9 protein-coding genes are annotated in these 9,785 nt (G+C 28.0%); 8 read left to right on the forward strand and 1 reads right to left on the reverse strand.

What is annotated here, in order from left to right; all coding sequences use genetic code 11:
- Positions 1-737 precede the first annotated feature (737 nt).
- The 3 genes from AC4AGG_RS13725 (at position 738) to AC4AGG_RS13735 (ending at position 3,526) form a co-directional block, all read left to right on the forward strand.
- Complete coding sequence (locus AC4AGG_RS13725; RefSeq protein ID WP_489772579.1) at positions 738-1,208, forward strand: hypothetical protein; 471 nt, start codon at positions 738-740, stop codon at positions 1,206-1,208.
- Between the two features lie 222 nt (positions 1,209-1,430).
- Positions 1,431-1,970 carry a hypothetical protein gene (locus tag AC4AGG_RS13730; protein WP_489772580.1) on the forward strand — a complete coding sequence of 180 codons (540 nt, stop codon included), beginning with the start codon at positions 1,431-1,433 and terminating at the stop codon, positions 1,968-1,970.
- 392 nt (positions 1,971-2,362) lie between these two features.
- On the forward strand, positions 2,363-3,526 hold the full coding sequence (locus AC4AGG_RS13735) for a restriction endonuclease (protein ID WP_489772581.1): 1,164 nt from the start codon (positions 2,363-2,365) through the stop codon (positions 3,524-3,526).
- Positions 3,527-3,542: 16 nt separating this feature from the next.
- On the opposite strand, the gene AC4AGG_RS13740 is transcribed toward AC4AGG_RS13735, so the two are convergent.
- The gene (locus AC4AGG_RS13740; protein WP_489772582.1) at positions 3,543-3,986 is read right to left on the reverse strand and encodes a YopX family protein; all 444 of its coding nucleotides are present in this window, start codon (positions 3,984-3,986) and stop codon (positions 3,543-3,545) included.
- Between the two features lie 250 nt (positions 3,987-4,236).
- Here AC4AGG_RS13740 and AC4AGG_RS13745 point away from each other — a divergent pair, with 250 nt between their 5' ends.
- The 5 genes from AC4AGG_RS13745 (at position 4,237) to AC4AGG_RS13765 (ending at position 9,397) form a co-directional block, all read left to right on the forward strand.
- Positions 4,237-4,656: a hypothetical protein gene (locus tag AC4AGG_RS13745; RefSeq protein ID WP_489772583.1), complete on the forward strand. Its 420-nt coding sequence runs from the start codon at positions 4,237-4,239 to the stop codon at positions 4,654-4,656.
- 271 nt (positions 4,657-4,927) lie between these two features.
- Positions 4,928-5,548, forward strand: a complete 621-nt coding sequence (locus tag AC4AGG_RS13750) for a hypothetical protein (protein ID WP_489772584.1) — start codon at positions 4,928-4,930, stop codon at positions 5,546-5,548.
- Positions 5,549-5,774: 226 nt separating this feature from the next.
- Positions 5,775-6,797, forward strand: a complete 1,023-nt coding sequence (locus AC4AGG_RS13755; protein WP_489772585.1) for an alpha/beta hydrolase family protein — start codon at positions 5,775-5,777, stop codon at positions 6,795-6,797.
- Positions 6,798-7,733: 936 nt separating this feature from the next.
- Positions 7,734-8,294 (forward strand): alpha/beta hydrolase, encoded by a 561-nt coding sequence (locus tag AC4AGG_RS13760; RefSeq protein ID WP_489772586.1) that lies wholly within the window; start codon positions 7,734-7,736, stop codon positions 8,292-8,294.
- A gap of 338 nt (positions 8,295-8,632) precedes the next feature.
- Entirely contained in the window at positions 8,633-9,397 is a 765-nt protein-coding gene (locus AC4AGG_RS13765) for a hypothetical protein (protein WP_489772587.1), read from the forward strand.
- Positions 9,398-9,785 lie beyond the last annotated feature (388 nt).

The following is a 9,785-nucleotide window of genomic DNA, read 5'->3' on the forward strand; positions in this document are numbered from 1 at the left end:
TCGTTTCACATTTTTTTGTAATTTAGTTCCACAAAAAAGCAATTGCTAAAGTCAGGGAAAATTGAACTTTTGGGGTGTAAAAGCCCGCACTTCGGCAATACTTTTTCGTTGCACGATATGTCACCAAAACTCTCTTCTAAAAAGAAAATTCTGAAATTTTTGAGTGAATAAAAGAAACTAAATTCAGACCAAAAAATTATTGGAAAAAAGGTCTGAATTCATTTTCTATCAAAGTGACTGAATAAAATGTGGAATCAAACTTTTGAGAAACTAAATTTTGACAACATACCGCACAACGAAACTAAAACAGCAAACTAAAATTCTAAAAAAAGCGGAATAAAATTTCACGGATAACGACGTGAGTAAAACTTGCAGGAATAAAATCTGCGAAATCTTAAAAATCTGAGTGAGTGAAAGTAAATTGGAAATAAAATCTTAAAATTTCTACTTTCAAAATTCAAAATTCAACTCTGAAAATTTAAAATTTAAGAGGTAAAAAGGGAAGAGGAACATTATACTTGAAAAGACACATCGTGCAACAGTGTATTCGCAAAAGACGGGGTTGAATTCCAGTATTGAAAATTTTGTAATATTTTGTCGCAAAAAGACTTTTCTTTTTCCAATAATTTTGTAATTTAGTGAAAAGAAAAAGTTTTTTGCTTGGCTTGGTTTTTAGTTGAAATTTTTGTTTGTAAAAGCCCGTCCTTCGCGAATACTTTTTCGTTAGCCGTAATTCTATGAAAACAAAGCGTTTAATATATTTACTGTTTGTTTTTTGCTTTTTATGCACACTAAATTGCAAAAATGAAACTTATGAATTTGATAGCTTGGTTTATCATTCTGGAGGATTCGGAATTTCAGATTACGATTTGATATTGAATAAAGACAGGTCTTTCACATTAAATATTGAACACAATCCTTTTGACGGAGAAAATATTGATTCAACTAAAATTGGAAAATTTAAAGGAAGTCTATCTGTGGAAAGAATGGCTGAAATTCAAAATGCTGTAACTAAAATAACAGAGAAAGGCTACAATTATAATAATCCAGAATTTGTATCAGATGCAGGAAATTATGAAGTGATAATAAAAAACGAGAAAAGCATAAAAGTTTATGAAACTGATAACGCAACAGAAAACTTCAAAGAAGACATCTTATTTTTACTAAATGAGATATGTGAAAAGGAAAAGAGAACTAAAATAGAATAAAAAGAACTACGGCCAACAGTGTATTAGCAAAAGCGGGCTTGAATACTCAAATTGAAAATTTGAATATTCTTCGCCGCCACTGCTTTTCAATTCCGTATTTATTTTGTAAGTTTACTTCATTGAAAAAGCATTGGCTTCAGTTGGCCTAAAACTGAACTTTCAGTTCACTTTTCGACCGCCTTCGCTAATACTTTTTCGTTAGCGGTAAGCATAAAAAAGCACATGAAACAAAAAAAGAAAATATTTGAGCAACATATATATCATGAAATTCAAGATGAAGAAGTAGCAGAAGAATACTTAAATAATTCTCTGCCCTTAATTGGACTAATTGTGATGTATTTTAATGGTCTTGAAAAAGTTTTAGATGGAATTATATGCGAGATTTTTACTGATAGAACAGATGCAATAGGTTTAATTGTTTTGCATAAAATGAGCTACTCAACTAAAGTGGACTTATTCAAGAGATTTAGTGATGATTTTCATCTAACTTGTGAAATACAAATTGATGATTATGAAAATTTAATTGCAAACCTACGAGAGTCAGGAAGACTTCGAAATCTTGTAGTACACGCAGATTGGGAAAATACAGATGATGATGGATATACTTATGTGAATTTAAGAATTTCTACAAATGGAATGGAACAAGAATATTTGCAGTTTTCAGAATCTTCTCTTAGTGAAATAATTAAGCTATTATTAAAGACTCGTAGTCAACTTGGAGATTATTGGGAAAAACGGAATGAAGAATTATATAAAAATTAAAAAAAATGCCTACCGCTAACAGTGTATTAGCAAAAGCGGGCTTGAATACTCAAATTGAAAATTTGAATATTCTTCGCCGCCACTGCTTTTCAATTCCACAATTTTTTGTAATTTAGTTTCACAAAAAAGTAATTGCTAAAGTCAGAGAAAATTGAACTTTTTGGGTGTAAAAAACCCGCACTTCGGCAATACTTTTTCGTTAGCAGAAATTTTACAAAATTAAAACTGTGAAAAATAGTTCTAGTGATTCAGGTTGTACATCATTTATTATAGTATTTTTTATAATAGCATTTGTAATAAATAATATTAATTGGAATCTAATTACTTTTATTTATTTAGCAATTGTAATAACATTATTTATATCTATCTATTATGTTCTTGGATTTCTAAAAATGAAAAAGGAAGAGAAAAGTATTTTATTACAAAATATCGAAAAACTTAATTCGAAAATTGCAGAATATTCAAACGAAAATAAGAAATTAATTGATAATAAAAGCAAATTAATTAAAGAAAATGAATCTCTTTTTAAAAAAAACAAATATCTAGAACTTAGAAAATCACACGCTGAAAAGACTCTTTATGAAAAGGAAAAATTATTTTTAATGCTTGATAATTTTTCAAATGATTCAATAAAAAAAATTATAAACTTGTTTGTTGACTACAAATTATTGCATTATGATATAAGTGCAAGATATTTAAAAACAAAATCGAGACCTGCAAATATTGAGGCGCAAAGAATACAGGATTTAAAAAAAGAAACTAAAAAATATTTAGAAGATTACAAATTGATGTTGTACAAATATGAATATTTATTAAACTTATTTCCTGAACTGTCCGAATATGTTGAAGATTTTGACTCAATTAAAGAATTGAATAACTATCAAAACCTTGAGACAATTGAAGAAGAAGCTGATTTAGTAAAGCAATATTTAACAAAAGAAGAATATCAAAAATTCAACGAAAATGAAAGAAATCAGATAGCCCTTGATAATTATATAAAAGGGAAAAAAACTAATTGGCAGATTGGAAGAGATTATGAACTTTTTTGTGGACAATATTATGAAAATCAAGGTTGGGAAGTAGAATATCACGGAATAGAAAAAAAATTGAATGATTTAGGTAGAGATTTAATTGCAAAAAAAGGTGTCGATATCCATATCATTCAATGCAAACTTTGGTCTAAAGAAAAATTAATTCACGAAAAACATATTCTTCAGTTATTTGCAACAACCTTTATAGAAAAAATTAACAAAAATGAACTTTTCACAATTTATACACCAGTATTTATGACAAATATAGAATTGTCAGAAACTGCGAAAAAATTTGCAAAAACACTTGATGTAAAAATTATTAAATTAGAGTTGGTTGAATTTCCCCGGATAAAATGTAATGTGACAAGAAATTCTGATGGAACAATAAATAAAATTTATCATTTACCATTTGACCAAAAATATGATGTTACTCAAATTAGAAATAAAGACGAATTTTATGCTAAAACTATTCAAGAAGCTTATGAAAATGGATTCAGACGTGCTTTTAAACATAAATTTAGTTAGTTTATATTGAGTCAAACTAAAACAGATTGTCAAAATCATCTCTAATTTCACTTTCTTTTAATAAGTTTAAGTCATCGAAAATATTACCAATTACAAAAATAGAGAATGTATTAATATGATTTGAATAATAACTTAGTGGCAATGATCTACCACTTTCATGTTCAACTTGAAACTCATATGACTTAAAGACAACTTTTTCAGTATAAATTCGACCACCACGAACACAACTTGTAATTATTTTGACAATATCATTTGTAAAAACTTTATTATTATCATTATCGAAAAATCCAGTAAATTGACTTATTGTGCTTGGAATTATTTCAATAATTTCTTTTTTACTCTGTTTATTTAGTCTAAAAATTGCTTTTCTTATATTAGAATCTTCAAAAGGAATAAGGTAACCAAAAATCCACTCATTACTTTCAATACTTTTCGCTCGAAATTCTATTTCAATGTTCATATTTAAAATTTACTGTAAAAATAAAAAAACTTTTGCTAACAGTGTATTGCCAAAATGTGGGGTTGAAGTGATAATTGCACTACTCTACTTTTTTCGTCGCAATTGCTTTTTTGTTCCACATTTTTTTGTAATTTAGTTCCACAAAAAAGCAATTGCGAAGGTCAGAGAAAATTGAACTTTAAAGCGTAAAAGCCCGTCCTTCAGCAATACTTTTTCGTTGTACGCAATCTTACGAAAAATCTTATGTATATTGAAAAAATTAGAAAAATTAATTGGACTTTTTTTTGTAATTGGATTTCTAAATACTGTAATTTTCATTGAATATTTAGAAACAACAAACCGTCCCGGAGGAGAAGTTGGAATGATGCCATTTGGAATTATGATTGCTTCTGGAATTTCTTTAATTATTGGTGTTATTGCAAATATTATAATATTTAGAAAAAAAGTATTGAACCTGAATAATGCAATGATTGTTTATCACACAATTTATTTTGCTGCTATTTTATTTTTTGGAATTGACTTTGTTGAATTAAGTAATTTAAATTTAAAAAATATTGACTTATTTATTATAATAATTGCACTTTTTATTTGGTTAATTGTATTTATTACTTTAAAAATTTTTCAAAAAAGGACTTTGAAAAAAAATACCGAAAAAAAAGACTACCGCTAACATGGTATTGCCAAAATGCGGGGTTGAACTGATAATTGAGAGATTATACTTTTTTCGTCGCAATTGCTTTTTTATTCCACATTTTTTTGTAATTTAGTTCCACAAAAAAGCAATTGCTAAAGTCAGATAAAATTGAACTTTTTGGGTGTAAAAACCCGCACTTCGGCAATACTTTTTCGTTAGCAGAAATTTTATGAAACTAGGTCGCCCAAATAAACTTTTTTTCCCAATTTGCTTTTTACTTTTCTTTAGTTGTAAGAAAAGTGTAGAAATGGATGAAAACTCAGAATTTAATATTTTCTTTATCGATAAGGAAATTGACACCACCCTATATAAGCCTATAAACGAATTACTCTCAAATAAAATTTATATTGCTGAAAACATTAACGATTTATCGTTAAAATATTTAAATGGAATTACTACTGACATTAAAAAGGAAGAAATTGTAATAGAAACTATTGACAATGAAACTAAAATTAAAAAATATCTTAAACTTGATTATAATGGAAAAATAAAAAACAGTTATAACGACAAATCAAATGACAGTTTATATTATAAAAATTATGATAATAAAAATTTTATAATTCAAAATAAATCTTCCACAGATAGTTCGTTTGTACTTGACAATTATTTTGTAAAAACATTAACTAAAAGAAAAATTCCTCCCTTCACTTTTGATTTTAACAGCAATATAAGTAGTAGGCAAATTTATGAGGGAACTAGATTTATAACAATTGATAAAAAATACAAAATCAAATTCAATGGAAAATTTTCTGAAAATGCAATCTCGTTTCCGGCTTTAGATTACGAATATATAACTAATAATAGGATAAAAGTTGGATTTTTAAGAGATTTAGACACTCCGAATATACTTTATATATTAAAAAAATAAAAAAACTTCTGCTAACATTGTATTTGCAAAATGCGGGGTTAAGAGTTAGTTGAACTTTTTTGCATTTTTAGCCGCAGCTGCTTTTCCATTCCACTAATTTTTTGTAAGTTCGTTTCATGGAAAAAGCATCTGCTCCGTTTGGTTAAAGGTTGAACTTTCAGTTCACTTTTGCCCGCCCTTCATAAATACCCGAACCGTTGGCAGAAATTGTATAAAAATCCCGCAAATGAAGACGATTTTGATATTCACGACTTTCTTATTTTTTAGCATTGCTAAAACTCAAGAAATAAAGCCTTATGAAGAATTCAAACATTTTAAAATCATAAAAAAAAATGACACAATAAATTTTCATGTTTATTCAAAATATGATTTGAAAGAATATAAAAAAATTATAGTTTTCTTTCAAGGTTCAGGTTCTGACCCAATTTATCAAACAATGACAATTAACGACACTATTAAAAATGATAAAAATGAAGTAACTTTAAAACCAAGAATAGTAACCTATAGTTCAAACATGTTAAAACTAAAAAGTATTCCTAATGATTATGCTTTAATATTAATTTCAAAAAAATCAATTCCCTTTTATGTTCAAGGAGAATTTAAAACACCAAAATCTTTTTACGAAAGAGAAAGTTTAAAATACAGAGCAGAACAAGGAAATGAAGTTATAAATTATGTCACCAAAAACTTAATTAGAAATCCTAAAAAAGTAATTGTTATAGGACATTCTGAAGGAAGTGATGTAGTGGCAAAATTGGGAACTATAAATAAAAAAATTACTCATATTGGATTTTGGTCGGGAGGAGCAAATACACAATTCTATGATTTTGCATTATTTTACAGAAAAGATGAAATTGCAGGAAAAGCAACTGAAGAAGAAACAAAAGAACAATTAGAAAATTTATTTGTAGAAATTAAGGACATTTACAAAAATCCTAATAGCATTGAAAAAAAATGGCTCGGTCATTCTTACAAAAGATGGACTGAATTTTCTGAACCTTCAATTGATAATTTATTGAAAATAAATATACCTATTTTTGTTGCAAACGGAACAAAAGATAATGCAGTTCCAATTGAATCAAGCTTACTGATACCAATTGAATTTATTAAAAATAAAAAAAATAATTTAACCTACAGAATGTATCCTAACCTTGACCATGGATTTAGGACAGTGCCAAAAAATGAAAATGAAAAATCAGAAAGTAAGGTTCAACAAATATTTGAAGAATTTTTAAAATGGACTGAATAAAACAACTTCTGCCAACATGGTATTGCCAAAATGCGGGGTTGAAGTAATAATTGAAAGATTTGATTTTTTTCGTCGCAATTGCTTTTTTGTTCCACATTTTTTTGTAATTTAGTTTCACAAAAAAGCAATTGCTAAAGTAAGAGAAAATTGAGCTTTTTGGGTGTTAAAACCCGCACTTCGGCAATACTTTTTCGTTACCTGCAACTGCCATTGAACAAAATCTCGTGTTAAATTAAACTCGGACTTGAGTGAATAAAAAAGAAACTGAATCCAGACCAAACTTGTTTGAAAACAAGGTCTGAATTCATCTTCTACTTGACTGACTGAAAAAAATCTGAATTCAAATCGAACCGAATTTATTCAACGACAGTTTCGGCAACGAATTTCACAAACTTTGCGCATAACGACGTGAATATCTGAATGAAAAACGGCGTGAAATCGAAGATTCGACGTAGTCAATAAAATTCTGCTAATTGGAGTAAAATTATGCTGAATAAAATCCTTGCTTTTTTTTGTACCGAAAAAAAAATTGGAATTGAATGGAATATTATTCTTAAAACTTACTGAAAATCATAACTCCGAAAAAGTTTTGTGGAAAAAGGCGCTGCAGGTAACATCGTATTGCTAAAAGACGGGGTTGAATTATAAATTGAAAGTTTTTGCATTTTTAGTCGCAATTTGCTTTTTCGTTTCAACTTTTTTCTTTAATCTAGTTTCACGAAAAAAGCAATTTGCTGGGTTCAGAGAAAGTTGAACTTTTAGGCATAAAAGCCCGTCCTTCAGCAATACGCAACTCGTTGGCAACAATTTTATCAAAAATCATTTACATAAATGAAAATTTTATTTTATATATTCTCTTTTTTTCTTTTAATATCTTGTCAAAATAGTAATCTGAAAATTGCTAATAAACAGCCACAGAAAAATTATATTTTCTTTTTGCACAATAAATTTTTAGAGGATAACCCTTCTGGAACCGTTGAACCTAAATATGGAACTAAAGCCGAATACAATGAAATTTTAGCATCATTCAGAAAAGACGGTTTTATTGTTATAAGCGAAAAAAGAGAACCAAAAAGTGATGGAATTAAATACGCAAAAAAAATTGTATCACAGATTGACAGTTTAATTACAGAAGGAGTCAAACCAAACAACATCACTGTAATTGGAACTTCTAAAGGAGGATATATTGCTCAATTTGTTTCCACTTTTGCAAAAAATCCCAATTTAAATTTTGTATTTATTGGAAGTTTTCAAGACACAGACATTGATGAATTTCCAGATATTAACTTCTGCGGAAATATCTTAACAGTATATGAAAAATCTGATATTTTTGGAGTTACAGCAATTAAAAGAAAAGAAACGTCTAAATTAAAAGTCACTCGTTTCAAAGAAATTGAATTAAATACGGGTTTAAAACACGGATTTCTATATATTGCTTCTGATGAATGGATAAAACCTTCTAAAATGTGGGCTCAACAAAACTATAATCTTGAATAATAAAAAACTGTCGCCAACATCGTGTTTGCAAAAGAGCGGGTTAAGTGCAAAACTGAACTGTTGTACTTTCTTGGTCGCAAAAACCATTTTTTATTTCCATTTTTGTATTTTAGCAAATAAAAAATGGTTTTGCTAACGTTGGTGCAAAGTTGAAACTATAGTACTTTCTACCCCGCTCCTTCGCAAACACGCTAACCGTTGTAGGAAATTTTATTAGCAGAGCGTTTCTGAATATCGCTAAAGCAACTTTGATTGACATAAGGAAAACAGATGAAACGATTAAAAACAAAACTCTGTTAATAATTTTTTGTAAAAAATGTTAAACAAAATTAAAAAAAATGAAAAAACTATTTAAATTTATGGCATTTGCGATTTTATCAATCGTAATTTCTTGTAATGAAGATGATTTAAAAACTGAGCAAAAATCAGTAGAAAAAGTCGTGGAAACGAATAATAAATTATCTGCTAGAGAAGGAACTCCAACCGTAAATACATTTCTTTCATCAGATACTTATTTAAGACATAAAGGTTTTATTGAAGCTGATGGACAAATGGATTTGGATAATGTTCAGTACAAAGAAATAAATGTTAATGAACAAATTTATGACTTATTTATTATTCCAATTATAAATAATAATCAAATTATTGCTAAACTTGAAGTTTTAGATTTAAAAGGAACTAATTATTTACCAAATAATGATAAATTTGCATTGAACTATGCTGATTTAAGTAATTACAATCTAAATACAGAAAACGGAAGTATAAAGTTGTATGATTTAAATTTTGATAATTTTCTTCATTCACAAATTTCAGTAAGTAACGGTATATATACATCATATAATAGTACAGGTCTATCGCAGGAATTAAAAGACAAATATAGTAGTGTTGCAAACAAAAGAGCACCTCAAAATGTTTCTTGTGACCCAAATCATAATGGAGATGTAACATGGAGCGAATGTTACAGATGTATTTCTGTTGCTATTCAAATGAATTCAACTTCTACAGCAATATGTGAGATATTTCACATGTCTGGATTACCTTGGTGGGGAAGTTGCGAAATGTCAACAGCGGCTGCGTGTGTAGTAATTTCAGCAACTAATTAAAAAATTGATATTATGATAAGTAATCCTATAGTTGTAATTGTATTGATTATAATTTTTTTAATTGCAAATATTATTACAATTCCCGATATTTTGAAAAATTCAAAATTATCTAAAAGAGAAAAAAATAATTATATTTTTTTGCAGTTTTGGATGCCAATTATAGGAAGTATAATTTATTATAGTCAAAAAAAATAAAAAACTTCCTACAACATCGGTTTTGTGCAATGGCTCTGAAAGTTTGCAGTATAACGATTCTGCATCTTTAGAAATTTCAGACAAAGTATAAGGATTTGTAATATTTTGTCGCCACTGCACAAAGCCGTTTTCCGTTAGCAGAAAGTGTTAAACCACGCTTCACATTCTAACAAAAGAAAAACGTCAAAATCAA

The organism is Chryseobacterium sp. CG10_8 (assembly GCF_058117085.1).

What these genes read in the sequence shown, in the direction of transcription:
- AC4AGG_RS13730 (WP_489772580.1), top strand. Translation starts at nt 1,431, where the DNA reads ATGAAACAAAAAAAGAAAATATTTGAGCAACATATATATCATGAAATT.
- AC4AGG_RS13725 (WP_489772579.1), top strand. Translation starts at nt 738, where the DNA reads ATGAAAACAAAGCGTTTAATATATTTACTGTTTGTTTTTTGCTTTTTA.
- AC4AGG_RS13755 (WP_489772585.1), top strand. Translation starts at nt 5,775, where the DNA reads ATGAAGACGATTTTGATATTCACGACTTTCTTATTTTTTAGCATTGCT.
- AC4AGG_RS13750 (WP_489772584.1), top strand. Translation starts at nt 4,928, where the DNA reads ATGGATGAAAACTCAGAATTTAATATTTTCTTTATCGATAAGGAAATT.
- AC4AGG_RS13740 (WP_489772582.1), bottom strand. Translation starts at nt 3,986, where the DNA reads ATGAACATTGAAATAGAATTTCGAGCGAAAAGTATTGAAAGTAATGAG.
- AC4AGG_RS13735 (WP_489772581.1), top strand. Translation starts at nt 2,363, where the DNA reads ATGAAAAAGGAAGAGAAAAGTATTTTATTACAAAATATCGAAAAACTT.
- AC4AGG_RS13765 (WP_489772587.1), top strand. Translation starts at nt 8,633, where the DNA reads ATGAAAAAACTATTTAAATTTATGGCATTTGCGATTTTATCAATCGTA.